A 16519-nucleotide genomic window follows, 5' to 3' on the forward strand; every position below is an offset into this window, starting at 1 on the left:
CTGTCCCCTACGACCTGGAGCTTGCGATGAAAGTACTGGCCTGCGATGGCATTCACGAAGACGGTCTGGCCCTGTTCCGCGATGCGGGCTGGGAAGTCGTCGTATCCGATCCGATCAAAGACACCGCTGCCCTGGCTCAGGCCCTGGTCGGCGTCGACGCCGTGCTGGTGCGTTCGGCGACCAAGGTGCCGGCCGAGGCGATCGCCGACGCCAGCCAGTTGCGCGTGATCGGCCGCGCCGGCGCCGGCGTCGATACCATCGACGTCGATGCCGCCACCCAGCGCGGCATCGCAGTCATGAACGCGCCCGACGGCAACACCCTGGCTGCGGCCGAGCACGCGATCTCGCTGTTGTTCGCGTTGGCCCGGCACATCCCGCGCGCCGACGCCGGCATGAAGGCCGGCGAGTGGCCGAAGGCGGGCCTGACCGGCTTCGAACTCGAAGGCAAGAAGCTCGGCGTGATCGGCCTGGGCCGCATCGGCGGCACCGTCGCACGCAAGGCGCAGGGCATCGGCATGGAAGTCGCCGCGCACGACCCCTTCCTGCCCGCGTCCGCCGCCGGCAAGGGCAGCGTGCCGCTGAAGTCGCTGGAAGAATTGCTGGCCTGGGCCGACGTCGTCACCCTGCACATCCCGCGCACCAAGGAAACCACCAACCTGCTCTCGGAAACGAGCATGCGCGGGATGAAGAAGGGCGCCTACCTGATCAACGCCGCGCGCGGCGGGCTGGTCGATGAGTCCGCCTTGCTGCAGCTGATCGAAGAAGGCCACATCGCCGGCGCCGCGCTCGACACCTTCGTCACCGAACCGCTGCCGGCCGACTCGGCGCTGCGCGCGAATCAGAAGCTGATCCTGACCCCGCACCTGGGCGCCTCGACCAGCGAAGCGCAGCAGGCGGTGAGCACGATCCTGGCCCGCCAGATCATCGATTTCGTCGCCACCGGCGCGGTCGCCGGCTGCGTCAACCTGCCGCCGCTGACCGCCGAAGCCGCGCGCGAATCCGGCCCGTGGATGCCGCTGATGTCCTCGCTGGGCCGCCTCGCCGCGCGCCTGGTGCCGGCGCCGACGCGTCTGGAAATCACCTATGCCGGCCGCACCGATGCGCTCGACACGCGTCCGCTGACGCGCCTGCTGGTGGCGGCCTTGCTCGGCACCGCTTCGGGCCGCGTGACCCCGGTCAACGCCTTGCAGGAAGCGGCCGCGCGCGGCCTGACCGTGGCCGAGACCCTCGGCGGCGACGGCGACGGTTTCGACCGTTTGCTGAAGCTGCGCGTGGTCGGCGAGAAGCGCACCCGCGAGATCGAGGCGACCCTGCACCGCGGCCCGCGCGTGGTGCGTCTGGATGGCGTCGAGATCGAATTCGATCCGCAGGCGCACGTGCTGTTGCTGCGCAACGAAGACCGTCCCGGCATGATCGGCGCGGTCGGCTCGCAGCTCGGCGCAGCCGGCGTCAACATCGTCAACTTCGCCCTGGGCGCGGCCGGCGACGGCCAGGCGCGCGCGGCGATCACCGTCGACCGCCCGGTCAACGAACAGCAGCTCGCGCTGCTGCGCGCGACCCCCGGCATCCTCTCGCTGGCGCAGGTCTGATCATGCGGATCTTGCTTGCCCGTCATGGAGAAACCCCGTGGAATGCCGAAGGCCGCTATCAGGGCCAGGAGGACATTGCCCTGTCGCCGGTCGGCGAAGCCCAGGCCAACGCGCTGGGCGCACGCCTTCGCGACGTCTCGATCACTCGCGCCGTCGCCTCGCCGCTGTCGCGCGCGCGCCGTACCGCCGAGCTCGCCCTCGGCAGCGAACGCGCGAGCCTGTTGCAGTTCGACCCTGGCTTGATGGAAATCGCCCACGGCACCTGGGAAGGCCTGCTCGCCAGCGAAATCCGCGAACGCGACGGCGACCGCCTGCGCGCTTGGCGCGACACCCCGCATGAAGTGTTGATGCCCGGCGGCGAATCGATCGTGCACGTACTCGACCGCGCCTGGCCCGCGTTCGCGCGCGCCTGCGAAGGCCTGCGTGCCGACGACACCTTGCTGGTGGTCGCCCACGACGCCGTCAACCGCGTGCTGTTGTGCAAGGTGCTCGGCATCCCCTTGTCGAAGCTGTGGACCTTCCGCCAGGCGCCGACCACGCTGAACCTGCTCGAAGGCGACAGCGTGGACACGTTGGACGTGGTGCGCTTGAACGACTGCAGCCACCACACCGCCTTGTTCGGCGAGGCGGTGCATCGGGCCTTGTGATCGATTCGGGTTGACCGAAGCGGGCGCTTCTTTGGAGGCGCCCGTTTTTATTTGGGGTTGTGCGAGTGTTCGCGATGCGACCTTCACAGAAGCCGTGATCCATCTTGAAGTTGCGGTTGCATCGGATCGAAGCCTGAAGTTGCACCTGCCTGGCCTCTGCCTCTGCCTTTGTCTCTGCATTTAGGCATTTGGTCTCGGCTTGGCCTTTGCTGTTGCTGTGCGTCGTCTAAGTCTTGCGAAGGCAATTGAAGACCCGGAGGGCGGCCTGCATGGATGCAGGCCGTTTTTCATCGGGACAGGGATGTCCCGTATGAAAAATCCCTGCGAATGCATCGATCGTGCGGGCCCTTGATTCAAAGAAAAGCACTTTTCTTTGGTTACCTTTCTTTTGTTGCTTATGACAAAAGAAAGTAACCCGCCGCTTTAGTGGCGGAAGCTCTTAGCGTTTGATCCTGATCTTGCTTGGTTCATTCGCCGCGAGACCGAAACGACGTGGTCGCGGCTCACGCCGCTCCTACAGGGGAAGGATTCGCGACTTTCCCTTCGTCAAGCAAGAGCAAAGCTTCCGTCCGCTGACGCGGCCGGGTTACTTTCTTTTGCTAAGCCCAAAAGAAAGGTAACCAAAGAAAAGGGCTTTCCTTGCAAGGGCACAGGCCACGAGTTCGATGCTCGCGCCGGGATTTTCCGATAAGACATCCTTGTCTTATCGGAAAACGGCGCACGTCCTGTGCGCCGCCCTCCGGGTCTACTGTTGACCGGCACAGCGTCAAAGCCAATCAAAATCACGTCAATAGCAATAGCAATAGCAATAGCAATAGCAATAGCAATAGCAATAGCAACCGCGACGGCGACGGCGACGGCAAAAGCAAAAGCGACGGCAAAAGCGCCGCCGGTCTGTTGCAAACAGCGCCATGGGCGACTTCGACCACGCCGGTACCGTCCATGTCCGCATCGACCCATCACCCCGACGCCTGTGTTGCAATACACCCCGCCGCAGGACGCGGCGCGAAAACAAGGAAGAGCGGTGTCGAAATTCGCATGCAGGACCGCGGCCATGTTGGCCGTATTGTTCGCCGCGCCGGCCGCGGCGCAATCGATCGATGCGGGCGCGGGGGCGTCGATGCCGGCCGGCTGCCCCAGCGGCGGGCAGTCGTTGCCGCCGCCGAAGTATCCGACCGAGATCTTCGGTGCCGCCGGCACGGTGACGCTGGTGTTGGACCTCGACCGCTGCGGTCAGGTCGATCAGGTCTGGATCGAGACCGATTCGGGTTATGAAGCGCTGGACCGCGCCGCGGTGGAGACGGCGAAGAAATGGCGCTTGAGTCCCGAGTATCGCGACGGTGTCGCGGTGGCGTCGCGGGTGCGGGTGCCGGTCGACTTCCAGGCGCCGACGCCCGAGCAGATCGCCGTGCATGTGGCCCGCGCCCAGGCCAAGTGGGACCAGGTCTGGCCCCTGGCCCAGGTGCCCGAAGTCGCCGCCGCGCGCGACGGCAGCCTCGATGGTTTCCTTCCCGATGCCTTGCCGATGGAGGAGGGCAATGTGCTTGAGCTGATCGCCACGGCGCGACGCGAAGGCCGCGAGGTGTTCGGCGGCGAGGTGCCGGGCGGCAAGCTGGGCTGGCCGGCGCTGCGCATCGCCGACGACCGCGGCGCGTTTCAGTGGCTGTTGATCGAAGACAGCCATCCGGCGGCGCCATCGCTGGTCCGCCAGCGCCTGGTCAGCGACGGCAAGAAATCTTTCTATGTCAGCCGCGTGCTGTGCGGCGCGCCCAAGGCTTCGGCCTGCGCGAAGCTGGAGCGTAGCGTGCGCGCCTGGCCGCGACAGCGTCCGGGCCTGCCCTTGCCGCAGCAATTGTCGGCCGAGCCGCCGTTGCCGCCGAAGCAGACCCCGACGCAACGTCCGTTAGGGCCTTCGCGACTGGCCCCGGAGGATCCGAAAGCCCCCACCGACCCGGCGGCGCGGCCGGCGTGGCAGCGCGGCTGAGGCGTCGAACCGCCAGCGCCGGCCGATCAACCCGGCCGGCGTATCTGCGAGAATTCGCGCCATGCAACGCTCGCTCGCCGACTGGCTCTCCCACATCGAACGCATCCACCCCAAGTCCATCGACATGGGGCTGGAGCGCATCCGCATCGTCTCCCAGCGCCTGGGCCTGAAGCGCCCGGCGCGGAAGGTGATCACCGTCGGCGGCACCAACGGCAAGGGCTCGACGGTCGCCTTCATCGAGGCGATCGCGCGCGCCGCGGGCTGGTGCGTCGGCGCCTACACCTCGCCGCACCTGCTGGCCTATAACGAACGCATCCGCATCGGCGGCGCCGATGCCGGGGACGCCGCCCTGGTCGAGGCCTTCGAGGCCATCGAAGCCGCACGCGGCGAGGTGGTGCTGACCTATTTCGAGTACGGCACCCTGGCGGCGCTGTGGCTGTTCGAGCGCGCCAAGCTCGATCTGGCGATCCTCGAGGTCGGGCTCGGCGGGCGCCTGGACGCGACCAACCTGGTCGACCCGGACGTGGCGGTGATCACCACCGTCGACATCGATCACCAGGATTACCTGGGCCCGGACCGCGAGAGCATCGGTTTCGAGAAGGCCGGCATCGCCCGCGGCTGGAAGCCGTTGATCCTCGGCGACGACGACCCGCCGTCGAGCGTGCTGCGCCATGCCTACGCGATCGGCGCCTCGGCGGTGCGCGCGGGCTGCGATTTCTTCTTCGAGGCCCTGCCGCCGGACGCCGACAAGCCCGACGAGGGGCCGCGCTGGCGTTGGCGCGAGGTCGGCTACCGCGTCGAGCTGCCGATGCCGGCGCTGGCCGCGCCGGCGCAGATGCGCAATGCCGCGGTCGCGGTGGCGGCGTTGCGGGCCTTGGGCAAGTCGCCCACGCGCCAGCAGTTCGCCGAGGGCGTGGCGGCCGCGCACGTGCCCGGGCGCCTGCAGCGTTTCGTGCGCGATGGCGTCGAGATCGTGGTCGATGTCGGCCATAACCCGCAGGCGGCGCGCGAACTGGCGGCCTGGCTGGCGGCCGCGCCGGCCCCGGGCCGGACCCACGCCGTGTTCGCCGCGCTCGGCGACAAGGATGTGGCCGGCGTGGTCGCGGCCTTGCACGCAGGCGTCGACGCCTGGCATTTGGCCGGGCTGGCCGACAGCGGTCCGCGCGGGATCGCGGTGGAGGCTTTCGCCGAACGGCTGCGCGACACCGCGGCCGGCGAGGGCAGCCGCCATGCCGACGTCGCCGCCGCGCTGGCCGCGGTGCGGGCACAGGCCAGCGCCGGCGATCGCATCCTGGTGTTCGGTTCCTTCCACACTGCGGCGGCGGCACTGGCCTGGCTGGCGGCGAATTGAGCCGGGCCGTTACGCGCCGTGCTTTCGTGACGGCACCGGAGGCCTTGCGGTACCGGCCTTTCACCGTCGGCGATTCTGAATACAACGCTCCGGGCCAGGCATGCACACCGGTCCATGGCCGCCGCGGGGGTATAATTCGCGCCGGTAACCGGCCCTGCGAGTGATCGAGTAGCGATGGAACCTGCCCTGAAACAGCGATTGATCGGTGCGATGGTCCTGGTCGCACTGGCGGTGATTTTCCTGCCCATGCTGATCAAAGGGCCCGCGCCCGAAAGCGGCGCCTCCGATGTTCCCTTGACCTTGCCGGACGCGCCTGCGGGCGAAACCGAGACCCGCGAACTGCCGCTGGTGACGCCGGGCGATGCGCCGCAAGGCGGCGTGGTGGGCATGGAGCCGGCCGACATCAGCCAGCCGGCTTCGACCGGCAGCGACACCTTGCCGACCGTGGACACCGCGGCCGGCGCCAAGACCATGCAGCCGGCGTCCACCGCCGGTGGCGACTACGCGGTCAGCTTCGGCAGCTATGCCAGCGCCAGCGACGCCGACCGGGTGATCGCGGCGCTGCACGCCGCACGCCTGCCGGGTTATCAGGAAACCGCCGCCGGCGCCGGCGGCCGCACCTTGTATCGGGTCCGGATCGGGCCGTTCGCGACCCAGGCCGACGCCGAGGCGGCGCGCCTGGGTTCGACCAAGGTCCGCAAGGACGTCAACGCCAAGGTCGTGTTGCTCAACGCCGACGCGGCCGAGGCCGCCGACCCGGCCGTCGCCACCACCGCGCCGGCCGCATCGGCGCCGTCGGTGAGCGCGCCGAAGCCGCTGGCCGAAAGCGCACCGGTCAAGCCGGCGGCGCTACCGCCGTCGAAGCCGGAACCACTCAAGCCGGCCGCGACCAAGCCTGCCGAAACCAAACCCGTCGCGACCAAGCCTGTCGAAACCAAGCCGGTGGCGACGACCAAGCCGGCCGAAACCAAGCCGGTCGCGGCGAAGCCTGCCGAACCGGCCAAGCCGGCACCGAAGCCGGCCGCCGCCGGCACCGGTTTCGCGGTCCAGTTGGGCGCGTTCGGCAACGTCGACGAAGCCAACAAGCTGCGCGATCGCGCCCGGGCCGCCGGCTTCAGCGCCTTCGTCGAACAAGTCCGGACCGACAAGGGCACGCTCAACCGCGTGCGCCTGGGCCCGGTGGTCAATCGTGCCGACGCTGACAAGTTGAAGGCGCAGGTCGCCGGCAAGCTCGGCGTCGGCGACGCACTGGTCAAGCCGCACCCGTGACGGTTCGCGGCGTGACCTGCAGTTGAATACATCGGTGCAAGGCGCGCCGATGCAGGGCGCGCCGCTCGAGCGTGCGCCAGCGACGAGAGGGAGCGTCACGCTATGACAGCACTGGATTGGGGTTTGTTGTTGATCGTCGGCTTGTCGGCGCTGCTCGGCATGCTGCGTGGTCTGATCGGCGTGGCGGTGTCGCTGGCGGCGTGGCTGCTGGCCGGCATCGCCGCCTACGTGTTCGGCGGCGACGTCGGGCGCAGCCTCGGCGACGGCGAGATGGGCTGGCTGTCGTACCTCGGCGGCTATGCGCTGATTTTCGTGGCGGTGTGGATCGGCGTCGGCCTGTTCGGCATGGTGGTGCGGCGGATCGCGCACTCGGCCGGCTTGTCGGAGATGGATCGTTTGATGGGCCTGGGCCTGGGCGCGGTGCGCGGCGTGTTCTTCGCCTGCGCCTTGCTGGTGGTGCTGGGCATGACGACCTTGCCGCGCGAACCCGCATGGCGCGGTTCGATCGTCGCCGCGATGCTGATGCCGGGCGCGGAACTGATGCGCGCCGCATTGCCGGACGGCATGGCGCGCAAGGTCGACCTGGAAGGGCGCGGCACTTCGTTGCAAGCGACGGTCCAGGCCCAGGCCAAGAATCTGGAGGACAAGCTGCCGAAATTGTCCGGTGGATTGCCGGGCGGGTTGCCGGGTGGACTGTCGGACATGATGCCGAGCGGCGGCGGCCTGGATTCGCTGCCGCAGGCCGTGCCTGAGGGCTCGTCCGGCGGTATAGCCGGGGCCTTGCCCGATGGCCTGGTCAACGGTTTGCCCGACGCGCTGCCCGAGGCGGTGCGCGACATGCTGCCGCAGAAGGGCCAGCAAGGCGCCACGGCGACGCAGATCAAGGGCGACCCGGCCAAGGTCGGCGCCGACCGCAGCAAAGACGAAAAACGCGTTCATTAGCAACAACAACGACTCTCAGCAGGATCAAGCGCTATGTGCGGCATTCTCGGTATCGTCGGCAACACGGATGTCGCCGCTCAGCTTTACGACGGACTTACGGTGCTGCAGCACCGCGGCCAGGATGCGGCCGGCATCGCCACCGCCGACGGCGCGCGCCTGCGCGTGCACAAGGGCAACGGCCTGGTCAGCGACGTCTTCAACGAGACGGCGATGCGCCTGCTCGAAGGCCGCGTCGGCATCGGCCATTGCCGTTACCCCACCGCCGGCAGCGAAGGCTCCGACGAGGCCCAGCCGTTCTACGTCAACTCGCCGTTCGGCATCGCGCTGGCCCACAACGGCAACCTGATCAACACCGACATGCTGCGGCGCGAGGTGTTCGAGCAGGACCGCCGCAACGTCAACACCGAGTCCGACTCGGAAGTGTTGCTCAACGTCTTCGCCCACGAGCTCGACCGTCACCGCGCGCTGACCGCCGAGTCCGCGTTCGCCGCGATCGAAGGCGTGCACCGCCGTTGCGTCGGCGGCTACGCGGTGGTCGCCACCGTGCTCGGCCTGGGCCTGGTCGCGTTCCGCGACCCGCACGGCATCCGCCCGCTGGTGCTCGGCAAGCGCAACACCGGCGGCCAGGACGAATACGCGGTGGCGTCGGAATCGGTCGCCCTCGACCTGCTCGGCTTCGAGCGCATGCGCGACGTGCGCCCGGGCGAAGGCATCGTGATCACGCCGCGCGGCGAATTGTTCAGCCGCATCTGCGCCGAACCGCGCCAGCACGCGCCGTGCATCTTCGAGTACGTCTATTTCGCCCGTCCCGACTCGATGATGGACGACGTCTCGGTGCACAAGGCGCGCATGCGCATGGGCCAGACCCTCGGCGAGAAGATCCAGCGCCTGCGTCCGGACCACGACATCGACGTGGTCATCCCGATTCCCGACACCTCGCGCGACTCGGCGCTGGAAATCGCCAACACGCTCGGGGTGAAGTACCGCGAAGGCTTCATCAAGAACCGCTATGTCGGCCGCACCTTCATCATGCCGGGCCAGGGCGAGCGGGCGAAGTCGGTGCGGCGCAAGCTCAACCCGATTCCGCTGGAGTTCCGCAACCGGGTCGTGCTGCTGGTCGACGATTCGATCGTGCGCGGCACCACCTCGCGGCAGATCGTGCAGATGGCGCGCGACGCCGGAGCGCGCAAGGTCTACCTGGCCTCGGCCGCGCCGCCGGTGCGGTTCCCGAACATCTACGGCATCGACATGCCCTCGACCGACGAGCTGGTCGCGCACGGCCGCACCGACGAGGAAGTGCAGACCCTGCTCGGTTGCGACTGGCTGATCTACCAGGACCTCGACGCCCTGGAGCAGGCGGTGTCCGGGCCGAAGCATCGCATCGACCACTTCGACTCGTCCTGCTTCAACGGTGAATACGTCACCGGCGTGGAGCCCGGATATTTCGAGCGCATCCAGCAATTGCGTTCGGACGAGGCCAAGAAGACGCGTCGAGCGTCCTGAGCCCGGGGTGCGCGCGGTGACTTCGCTGTTCGACGCCGCGCGCGCCTGCCTGGATGCCGCCACCCCCGAGGCGAAGGTCGAGATGACCTTCGCTGCCGCGCAGGCTTTCGCCCGCGGCGAACTCGCCGTGCCCGGCGATGCGCCGCCGCCCGAGCCGATCCGCATGCCGGGCCGGCCGGCCAAGCCGGCGCTGGTGCATCCGCGCGAGTTGCCCAAGCGCGGCTTCGGCACGGCCGACGGCCGCGCCGCGTTCGTGCACGCCATCGCCCACATCGAATTCAACGCCATCGACCTGGGCTGGGACGCGGTCTATCGCTTCCGCGGCCTGCCCGCGCAGTTCTATGCCGACTGGGTCGGCGTGGCCAACGACGAGGCGCGGCATTTCAGCCTGCTGCGCGAGCGCCTGCGCGAACTCGGCTACGACTACGGCGATTTCGATGCCCATAACGGCCTGTGGGAAATGGCCGAGAAGACCGCCCACGACGGCCTGGCGCGCATGGCCCTGGTGCCGCGCGTGCTGGAAGCGCGAGGGCTCGACGTGACCCCTGGCATGATCGTCAAGCTGCGCTCGCTCGGCGACGAGGCCACGGTGGCGATCCTCGAAACCATCCTGCGCGAAGAGGTCGCCCATGTCGCCGCCGGCTCGCATTGGTACCGTTGGTACTGCGAACGCGCCGGCATCGACCCGCTGCCGCGTTTCCGCGAATTGCTGGCCGAATACGCGCGCGCCGTGCTGTACGGGCCGTTCAATTTCGATGCGCGCAGCGCCGCCGGCTTCGACGACGAAGAACTGCGCATGCTGGAAGCCTTCGCCGCGCGCTGAGCCGCCGTCGGCCGTCGAACTCTGCAGGAACCCATCTCCGCTTGGCACTGACGGGAAGGCTAGGGCGAGGGCAGCGCCGCAGGCGCCAAGGCATCGCTCCGTCGCCGCACAGGCCGGGTCTTCCCGAATGAGACCGCGTTCGCGCTACGCCACGGGCGCGCCTACCGTTCGTCCGTGACGCCACGCCGCGTAAAGTCGCGGCCGGGGCGCCGTGCCATCGTCGGCCTTCCGATCCATGGGAGGGATGGCATGAGCAAGCAAGGGATAGGCGTGGCGATGGCCATGGCGTTGGTGTTCGGCCTCGCGGCGATGGCAACGGCCGGCGCGCAGCCGGCGAAGCTCAGCGCCGCCGATTACGCGCGCGCCGAGAAAGTTCTCGACTACAACCTGAGGGGCCGGATCAAGAACGCCCAGGTCGAACCGCATTGGTTGCCCGACGGTCGCTTTTGGTACCGCCGCGATGGCGAGCATGGTGCGGAGTTCCTGCTGGTGGATCCGGCCGCACGCAGCCGCGGCGCCTTGTTCGATGCGGCGCGTCTGCATGCGGCGATGAGCGCGGCCTTGCCGGCGGCGAAAATCGAGGCGGTGCCGACGCCGATCTCGGTGCGCCTCGAAAACGGCGCCCTGCATGCGCGTCTGGCCGGTGACCGGAAGCACGAACTGTCCTGCGATCTGGCCGCGTATCGCTGCGACAGCGTGCCGGCGACGACGCCGGACCATTACTGGCTGGCATCGCCCGACGGTCGCAGCGCCGTGTTCGTGCGCGAGCACAATCTGTGGCTGCGCGATCTGCACAGTGGCGCCGAGCGCGCCCTGACCCGCGACGGCGAGGCCCACTTCGGCTACGGCGAATTGCCCGACTTCGCGCTGCATGCGGTGCCGACCCAACTGGGACTGTGGAAGGTGCCGCCGTTCGCGGTGACCTGGTCGCCGGACGGCAAGCGTCTGCTCGGCACGCGTTACGACGAGCGCAAGGTCGAACCCTATCCGATGGTGGCGATGGCGCCGGAGCGCGGTTTCCGGCCGCAGGTCCACTACATTCGCCTCGGCCTGCTCGGCGACCGCGAGGCGGCGCGCGACGAGTGGTACAGCGTCGACGTGGAGAGCGGAGCGACGCGCAGCATTCGTTTGCCGCAGGGCTGGAACGGCGCGATCGAGGCCGACGTATTGGGTTGGTCGCCGGACAATCGCCGCGCCTACGCGGTGATCGCGCGCTACGACCATCCCGCGCGGATGCGCCTGGTCGAGATCGATCTGGACGACGGCAGCTTGCGCGATGTGATCGAGGAACGCTCGGACACGCGCGTGCAGCTCAACGATTTCATCTACAGCCGCCCGGCGGTGCGCGTGCTCGCCGCGAGCAACGAAGTCGTGTGGTTTTCCGAGCGCGACGGTTGGGGCCATTTGTACCTGTACGACCTGCGCGACGGCCGCATGATCCGGCGCCTGACCGCGGGCGATTGGCTGGTGCGCGACATCATCGGCGTCGACGAAGGCAAGCGGCAGTTGTATTTCACCGCCGGCGGCCGCGAACCGGGCGACCCCTACCAACGCCGTTTGTACCGCGTAGGACTGGACGGCGGCGAGCCGCGCTTGCTGACCCCGGAAGCTGCCGACCACGACCTCGACAGCGGCGTCAGCGTGATCCTCGGCGGTAAGGCGCTCGACTTGCTGTCGCCGACCGGCGAGGCGGTGATCGACAATTACTCCACCCTAGACGCGCCGCCGCGCACGCTGCTGCGCTCGACGCGAGATGGCGAAGTACTGCTGGAACTCGAACGTGCCGACGCCTCGGCCGTGCTCGAAGCCGGCTGGCAGGCGCCACAGCGGATCAGGCTGAAGGCGGCCGACGGCCGCACCGATCTGTACGCGACGGTGTTCTTGCCGCCGGGGTATTCGAAAGAGCGCGCGAAGCCTGGGCAGTACCCGATCGTCGATGCCTTCTACGGCGGCCCGCAGGTCACCAATGCCTCGGTCGGTTTCGTCGAAGCGGCCGCGGCGATCAACCCGATCTCGCGATCGAGTCTGGCCGCGTTGGGATTCGTGGTGATCACCATCGACGCGCGCGGCACGCCCGGGCGTTCGCAGGCCTTTCACGATGCCAGCTATCACGGCGGCTTCGCCGACGTCCAGGTCGACGACCACGTCGCCGCCATCCGCGAACTCGCGGCACGCTACCCCGGCCTCAACCTCGACCGGGTCGGCGTCTACGGTCACTCCGCCGGCGGGCACGCCTCGGCGCGCGCGATCCTGCGGCGCCCGGACTTCTACAAAGTGGCGGTGTCCTCGGCCGGCAACCACAACCAACAGGGCATGTACGGCGGCGGCATCAACGGCCTGGAACGGATACTCGCCGGCGCGCCGAACTACGGCGCCAGCGGCGTGCTGCGGCCGTCGCCCGATGCGGTGCCGGCCAATTACCTCGCCAACGACAACGCCGTACTGGCGGCGAACCTGCGGGGTAAGCTGATGCTGGTCTACGGCGACCTCGACGAGAACGCCTTGCCTGCGGTGACCATCCAACTGACCTCGGCCCTGATCAAGGCCAACAAGGACTTCGACCTGCTGTACCTGCCCAACCAGAACCACGAACTGTTCCGCAACGATGCGTATTACACCCGGCGCATGTGGGACTACTTCGTCGAACACTTGATGGGCGCGAAGCCGCCGAAAGATTACAGGCTGCAAGCGCCGGCCAAGCCGGGCGAGTCCGGGTTCTAAGGCGGCGGGGATGCGGCGATTCGTTACCGAGTCGCCGCGCCTTTGCGTCATAGCCGTGTCGGCACGATGACGGTTCCGCTGCGAAGAAAGCTTGGTTGCCGGCACCTCTTCGAGAGCAATCGGCGCACAGCATGAGCGCCGAATCCATCAACTGACGCCGTTCTGCAATATCCCGTTCACACCGAGTCGACAGACTTCCGGGCTTCGCTCTGACGCCGCCCAAGAGCGGACTGCGCATTACGCGCGGCGGCCACTCTGATTTGGAAGTTCCCCTGAAATGACGACGAAGACGACGCTCCTCGCCGCCTCGATTCTGTTCTGCCTGTACGCCGGCAACAGCCTCGCCGCAGAAACCGCCACCACTGCCGCTGTCGATCCGGCCACCGCCGCGGTCGGTGCGGGCGCGGTCGACGATGCCACCACCCTCGATGCGGTCTCCGTGGTCGGCACCGGCCAGACCCGCCAGGTGCAATCGCTGGGCAAGCAGGATCTGCAGCGAGTGGCCGCGGGCACCAGCCCGCTCAAGGTCATGGCCAAGCTGCCCGGCGTGCACTTCCAGAGCTCCGATCCCTGGGGCAATTACGAGTGGTCGAGCAAGCTCAGCATCCGCGGCTTCTCGCAGCAGCAGCTCGGTTTCACCCTCGACGGCGTGCCGCTCGGCGACATGAGCTACGGCAACCACAACGGCCTGCACATCAGCCGCGCGATCGCCGCCGAAAACCTGTCCGGTGCGGAACTCTCGCAGGGCAGCGGCGCGATCGACACGGCCTCCTCGGGCAACCTCGGCGGCACCTTGCGCTTCTTCAGCGCCGACCCGATGGCCGAGTACGGCCTGCGCCTGGCCCAGACCGTCGGCAGCGACGCCACCAGCCGCACCTATGCGCGCATCGACACTGGCGACCATAACGGCTTCAGCGCTTACCTCAGCGGCGTGTTCCACACCACCGACAAGTGGAAGGGCGACGGCCCGCAGCGCAACGGCCAGTTCAACGGTAAGTTCGTCTACGCCAACGACGACGTCAAAGTGACCGGCTTCGCCGCGACCTCGCGCCGCCGCGAGACCGACTACGCCGATCTTTCGCTCGAATCCGCGCGCCGCCTCGGCATGGATTGGGACAACTATGCCAACGACTGGCAGCGCGCGATCGACGCCGCCAACGGCAAGTTCAGTGGCGGCGTCACCAGCCTCGACGACGCGTATTACATCGCCCGCGGCGTGCGCGACGACGACCTGGCCTACCTCAGCGCCGACTGGAACGTCAGCGACGACCTGGTGCTGGCGGCGACCGCGTACTACCACAACAACAAGGGCCAGGGTCACTGGGCGACGCCGTACTCGGTCTCGCCGACCGTGCCGCTGCGCATGCGCACCACCGAGTACGACATCGAGCGCACCGGCATCATGCCGAGCCTGACCTGGCAGATCGGCGACCACCGCCTGCAGGCCGGCTTGTGGCTGGAGAAGAACGCCCACGGCGTGCAGCGCAACTTCTACGACCTGCAGCGCAACGAGCCGCCGAACGAGATCTTCTTCTACCGCAATCCCAGCGCGCGCGTGTTCCGCCAGCGCTTCGATACCGACACGCGTCAGTACTACGTGCTCGACCACATGGAGTTCATCGGCGGCCGCCTGGCGATCGATGCCGGCTTCAAGGGCCTGCGCGTGGAGACCGACGGCAAGACCCTGATCGGCGGCGCCAGCCGCGCCAGCGGCAAGCTGGTTTCGGAAGACAACTTCCTGCCGCAGCTCGGCGCGCGCTGGCAGCTGAGCGAGCACGAGGAGGTCTTCGGTTCCTACAGCGAAAACCTGTCGGCCTTCCGCACCGGCGTCAACGGCCCGCATTCGACCTCGCAGGCCGCGTTCAATGCTGCCGTCGCTTCGCTGGAACCGGAAAGCTCCAAGACCCTGGAAGCGGGCCTGCGTACCAGCCGCGAGCAGATCGAGGCTTCGGTGGCGGTGTACCGGGTCAACTTCGAGAACCGTCTGCTCGCCATCGCGCGTTGCGCCGGCATCGTCGGCTGCGCGTCGAGCTTCGCCAACGTCGGCGACGTCGAGAGCCGCGGTGCCGAAGTGACCGTGGTGTGGAAGCCGTTCGCCGGCTTCAGCTGGTACCACTCGCTGGCCTTCAACGATTCGCAGTACGAGTCGGATTATCTCGACGGCACCACCCTGGTCCGCACCAAGGGCAAGCAGGTGGTCGATGCGCCGAAGCGCCTGTACGCCACCGAAGTGCGCTGGGAACGCGATGGCCTGTCGCTGCAGCTCGGCGCCAAGTACACCGACAAGCGTTATCTGACCTACCTCAACGATTCCTCGGTCTCGGGCTTCTGGGTGGTCGATGCCTCGGCGTCGTACGAGTGGAAGGAGCTGTCCTGGGCCGATGCGTTCAAGCTGCAGTTGAACCTGACCAATGCCTTCGACAAGCAGTACTTCGGCAGCCTCGGCACCAACGGTTTCGTCGCTTCCGATCCGCGCGGCCTGAACTACACCGTGCAATCGGGCGCGCCGCGCCAGGCCTTCCTGACCGCCGAGGTGCGCTTCTAAGCAGCTTCCCGAGAAGTAGCTTCCAAGCCGCATCGGTTCCGATGCGGCGGGGCGCTTGGGTCGGGTTCGATCCAAGCGCCTATGCGAGCGCCCGGACTTCGCGTCCGGGCGTTTTCGTTTCTGCGGCGGAGCCGTAAGCGATGCGCTCAGTCCAGCGTCTGCAGGCGTGCGCCGTCGCGATCGACGCGCAGCACCGAGCCTTGCTCGTACCAATCGCCGAGCACGATGCGCCGGCAGGCGCGTCCAGCGACGTCCAGCTCGTGCACGGCGGGGCGGTGGGTGTGGCCATGGATCATGCGGTCGATGCCGTAACGCGCGAAGGTCTCGGCGACGGTGGCCGGCGATACGTCGGTGATGGTTTCCATGCGGCCGTCGTCGCGCAGGCCGGCCTGATGCGCCTTGCTCGCCGCGCGCGCCTGTTGCGCGAAGGCCAGACGCGCCGCCAGCGGTTGCGACAGGAACTGCGCCTGCCAGGCCGGGTGCCGGGTCTGGGCGCGGAACTGCTGATAGGCGACATCGTCGGTGCAGAGCAGGTCGCCATGGCCGATCAAGGTCGGGTGGCCGTACAACGACACCACCGCGGGGTCGGGCAATACGCTCATGCCGGCGCGGCGGGCGTAGTCCTGGCCGAGCAGGAAATCGCGATTGCCGCGGATGAAATACACCGGCACGCCGCTGTCGGCGAGGGCCTTGAGTTTGTGCGCGACGAAGGCGCCGGTCTCGGACGGGTCGTCGTCGCCGACCCAGGCTTCGAACAGGTCGCCGAGGATGTACAGCGCGTCGGCGCCGCGGGCTTCGTCGCGGACGAAGCGGCCGAACAGTTCGGTGATCTGCGGACGCTCGGCGTCGAGATGGAGGTCGGAGATGAAGAGGGTCGTCATGGGCTTAGTTTAGCCAGGGTCGTTGCCGGGGCGCGCTGTGGGGGAACTGGCCGGGCGATGGACGAGCGAGTGCAGGGCGGGAACCGGATCGATGCGGGGCCTGGTTTCGCCGCAATCGCGGGACTGGGAGGAGGGGGCGGCAGGTGCGCGAACCCGACTCGGCTCCTTGCCGCAAGCCGGGCCCAAAACCCCTGTCGTGGCGTTCGCCCGCGGCTTTTCCCGACGCCTGCGCCCCGGCTCCGCTAAAATCCCCGGTCTCCCAGG

Annotated in this window: 12 protein-coding genes; 10 read left to right on the top strand and 2 right to left on the bottom strand. The window is 68.1% G+C overall.

The window, feature by feature from the left end:
* The first annotated feature begins 26 nt into the window (after positions 1–26).
* Positions 27–1589: a phosphoglycerate dehydrogenase gene (gene serA, locus LC490_RS12720; RefSeq protein WP_223620368.1), complete on the top strand. Its 1563-nt coding sequence runs from the start codon at positions 27–29 to the stop codon at positions 1587–1589.
* A 2-nt stretch (positions 1590–1591) separates the two neighbouring features.
* Positions 1592–2236, top strand: coding sequence for a histidine phosphatase family protein (locus LC490_RS12725; RefSeq protein WP_031374242.1), 645 nt, complete (start codon positions 1592–1594; stop codon positions 2234–2236).
* Between the two features lie 546 nt (positions 2237–2782).
* On the opposite strand, the gene LC490_RS12730 is transcribed toward LC490_RS12725, so the two are convergent.
* Complete coding sequence (locus tag LC490_RS12730) at positions 2783–3139, bottom strand: hypothetical protein (RefSeq protein ID WP_223620369.1); 357 nt, start codon at positions 3137–3139, stop codon at positions 2783–2785.
* A gap of 151 nt (positions 3140–3290) precedes the next feature.
* Here LC490_RS12730 and LC490_RS12735 point away from each other — a divergent pair, with 151 nt between their 5' ends.
* From LC490_RS12735 to LC490_RS12770, 8 genes are all read left to right on the top strand, one after another.
* Positions 3291–4220 (top strand): energy transducer TonB, encoded by a 930-nt coding sequence (locus LC490_RS12735; RefSeq protein ID WP_223620370.1) that lies wholly within the window; start codon positions 3291–3293, stop codon positions 4218–4220.
* A 61-nt stretch (positions 4221–4281) separates the two neighbouring features.
* A complete protein-coding gene (folC, locus tag LC490_RS12740) occupies positions 4282–5571 on the top strand; it encodes a bifunctional tetrahydrofolate synthase/dihydrofolate synthase (RefSeq protein ID WP_031372996.1) in 1290 nt (429 codons plus the stop codon).
* 174 nt (positions 5572–5745) lie between these two features.
* Positions 5746–6840: an SPOR domain-containing protein gene (locus LC490_RS12745; protein WP_223620371.1), complete on the top strand. Its 1095-nt coding sequence runs from the start codon at positions 5746–5748 to the stop codon at positions 6838–6840.
* Between the two features lie 102 nt (positions 6841–6942).
* Positions 6943–7782 carry a CvpA family protein gene (locus LC490_RS12750; RefSeq protein ID WP_223620372.1) on the top strand — a complete coding sequence of 280 codons (840 nt, stop codon included), beginning with the start codon at positions 6943–6945 and terminating at the stop codon, positions 7780–7782.
* A 33-nt stretch (positions 7783–7815) separates the two neighbouring features.
* The gene (gene purF, locus LC490_RS12755) at positions 7816–9285 is read left to right on the top strand and encodes an amidophosphoribosyltransferase (RefSeq protein ID WP_031372999.1); all 1470 of its coding nucleotides are present in this window, start codon (positions 7816–7818) and stop codon (positions 9283–9285) included.
* A 16-nt stretch (positions 9286–9301) separates the two neighbouring features.
* A complete protein-coding gene (locus tag LC490_RS12760; RefSeq protein ID WP_223620373.1) occupies positions 9302–10108 on the top strand; it encodes a ferritin-like domain-containing protein in 807 nt (268 codons plus the stop codon).
* Between the two features lie 249 nt (positions 10109–10357).
* Complete coding sequence (locus tag LC490_RS12765; protein ID WP_223620374.1) at positions 10358–12829, top strand: DPP IV N-terminal domain-containing protein; 2472 nt, start codon at positions 10358–10360, stop codon at positions 12827–12829.
* Positions 12830–13106: 277 nt separating this feature from the next.
* Entirely contained in the window at positions 13107–15374 is a 2268-nt protein-coding gene (locus LC490_RS12770) for a TonB-dependent receptor (protein ID WP_223620375.1), read from the top strand.
* A 146-nt stretch (positions 15375–15520) separates the two neighbouring features.
* On the opposite strand, the gene lpxH is transcribed toward LC490_RS12770, so the two are convergent.
* Complete coding sequence (gene lpxH, locus LC490_RS12775; RefSeq protein ID WP_223620376.1) at positions 15521–16255, bottom strand: UDP-2,3-diacylglucosamine diphosphatase; 735 nt, start codon at positions 16253–16255, stop codon at positions 15521–15523.
* Positions 16256–16519: the final 264 nt, after the last annotated feature.

Source organism: Lysobacter sp. ESA13C (assembly GCF_019970005.1).
Classification (GTDB): Bacteria; Pseudomonadota; Gammaproteobacteria; order Xanthomonadales; family Xanthomonadaceae; genus Lysobacter; species Lysobacter antibioticus_B.

What these genes read in the sequence shown, in the direction of transcription:
- purF (WP_031372999.1), top strand. Translation starts at nt 7,816, where the DNA reads ATGTGCGGCATTCTCGGTATCGTCGGCAACACGGATGTCGCCGCTCAG.
- serA (WP_223620368.1), top strand. Translation starts at nt 27, where the DNA reads ATGAAAGTACTGGCCTGCGATGGCATTCACGAAGACGGTCTGGCCCTG.
- LC490_RS12745 (WP_223620371.1), top strand. Translation starts at nt 5,746, where the DNA reads ATGGAACCTGCCCTGAAACAGCGATTGATCGGTGCGATGGTCCTGGTC.
- LC490_RS12765 (WP_223620374.1), top strand. Translation starts at nt 10,358, where the DNA reads ATGAGCAAGCAAGGGATAGGCGTGGCGATGGCCATGGCGTTGGTGTTC.
- folC (WP_031372996.1), top strand. Translation starts at nt 4,282, where the DNA reads ATGCAACGCTCGCTCGCCGACTGGCTCTCCCACATCGAACGCATCCAC.
- LC490_RS12750 (WP_223620372.1), top strand. Translation starts at nt 6,943, where the DNA reads ATGACAGCACTGGATTGGGGTTTGTTGTTGATCGTCGGCTTGTCGGCG.
- LC490_RS12770 (WP_223620375.1), top strand. Translation starts at nt 13,107, where the DNA reads ATGACGACGAAGACGACGCTCCTCGCCGCCTCGATTCTGTTCTGCCTG.
- LC490_RS12735 (WP_223620370.1), top strand. Translation starts at nt 3,291, where the DNA reads ATGTTGGCCGTATTGTTCGCCGCGCCGGCCGCGGCGCAATCGATCGAT.
- LC490_RS12725 (WP_031374242.1), top strand. Translation starts at nt 1,592, where the DNA reads ATGCGGATCTTGCTTGCCCGTCATGGAGAAACCCCGTGGAATGCCGAA.
- lpxH (WP_223620376.1), bottom strand. Translation starts at nt 16,255, where the DNA reads ATGACGACCCTCTTCATCTCCGACCTCCATCTCGACGCCGAGCGTCCG.